This is a genomic window from Streptomyces sp. NPDC001880 (genome assembly GCF_053594575.1).
In genome coordinates this window covers 1-1,431 of sequence record NZ_JBSFET010000282.1, presented here as the reverse complement: position 1 = coordinate 1,431, position 1,431 = coordinate 1, and the positions used below count along the sequence as shown (strand labels likewise).

Sequence of the window (1,431 nt, the reverse complement as noted above, 5' to 3'; positions counted from 1 at the left end):
CTCCTTGGTGTGCGGGAAGGTCGAGTCCACGTGCGGGTAGTCGGTCGCGAAGGTGCCGCCCGCACCGCGCCCGACGGCAGTCTGGTGCCGCTCGCCGAGCAGGACCGCAGCCGGTGGGACACCGGGTCGATCGCCGAGGGCATCGAGATCCTGCAGGCGGCCCTCGCTCGCGACCGGCTCGGTGAGTTCCAGGCCCAGGCCGCCATCGCGGCGCTCCATGCCGACGCGCCGACCGCCGAGGAGACCGACTGGGTGCAGATCGTCGAGTGGTACGACGAGCTCGCGCGCCTCACCGACAGCCCGGTCGTCCGGCTCAACCGCGCGGTGGCCGTCGGCGAGGCCGACGGACCTCGTGCCGGTCTGGCGGCGCTCGCGACGCTGGACGACTCGCTGCCCCGCTACACCGCGGTGGCGGCGTACCTCCACGAGCGCGACGGCGACCTGACGAGGGCGGCTCGGCTGTATGCCGAGGCGGCCCGGAAGGCACCCGACCTCGCCGAGCGCGACCACCTGACGCGCCAGGCCGCCCGGCTCAATACGCGGGGGCGCGGCTGACGGGGCACGCCAGCCAATCACCGCACTACTTGTCACGCCAGAGAACCACAGCACTACCTGGCGTGGCCCACAGCGCATTCGTCCGGGTCGGCCCGAACTCAAAGGATCAGCACGACGGCGGCGCCGATGCCACCCACCAACAGCGCGAATGCGGCTTCCGGCCAGCCGCCCCTCCCCCAGCGGAACGGTCTGTCGAGGGCGAACCGGCCGGGGCCGATTGCAGCGATGGCCAGTGCCACGACCGCGATGCACAAGTTGTATTCGATGCCGCCTTGTGTCGCCCACAGGCCATGTGCGGCGGTGACGGTCACCATGGCATTGATCATCACGCCGATCAGGGCGGCCGACGCCAGTGGGGTGAACAGCCCGAGGGCCAGCCCCAGGCCGCCGAGAAACTCGGAACCACCACCGATGACGGCATAGACCGATCCGGGACGGTAGCCCAGAGCGGCGAAACCCTTGGCCGTCGCGTCGAGACCTTCACCACCGAACATGCCGAAGAGCTTCTGGGATCCGTGCCCGGCCATGAGGAGGCCGAAGGTGATCCTGACAAGGAACAGACCACAGTCGCCTGCGGAGATCACAGGCTTCGCCGGAGCGTGGAGCTCCTGTTGGGGTGGGGCACGCAACTTCTCATCGATGAACTTCATTGGAGGCTCCCTCTCGGTCGGGGCTGCCGTCCCCTTCGTCGAGCCGCCGTTCGCTGTCGCATCGAATATGCGCGGTCTGGATCGTCTTTCCATCGTTACCCCTCCCCCGGCCGGTATCGACCCTGGAGCGGTGGGATGCGCGCGGTATCAGCAGGTGCGAGGAGAAGGGCCCGAGGACGGCAGCCTCGGGCCCTGCGGCTCCGGCCTGCTGTCATCCACTGTCAAC

The 1,431-nt window shown here is 69.4% G+C and carries 2 protein-coding genes; one reads left to right on the top strand and one right to left on the bottom strand.

All coding sequences use genetic code 11. The features are described from left to right. Positions 1-555, top strand: a 555-nt coding sequence (locus ACWCQ6_RS37285; RefSeq protein WP_451096947.1) for a DUF6596 domain-containing protein, incomplete at its 5' end; no start/stop codon positions are given. Between the two features lie 98 nt (positions 556-653). Here ACWCQ6_RS37285 and ACWCQ6_RS37280 read toward each other — a convergent pair. Beyond that, positions 654-1,205, bottom strand: coding sequence for a DoxX family protein (locus ACWCQ6_RS37280; protein WP_451096945.1), 552 nt, complete (start codon positions 1,203-1,205; stop codon positions 654-656). Positions 1,206-1,431 lie beyond the last annotated feature (226 nt).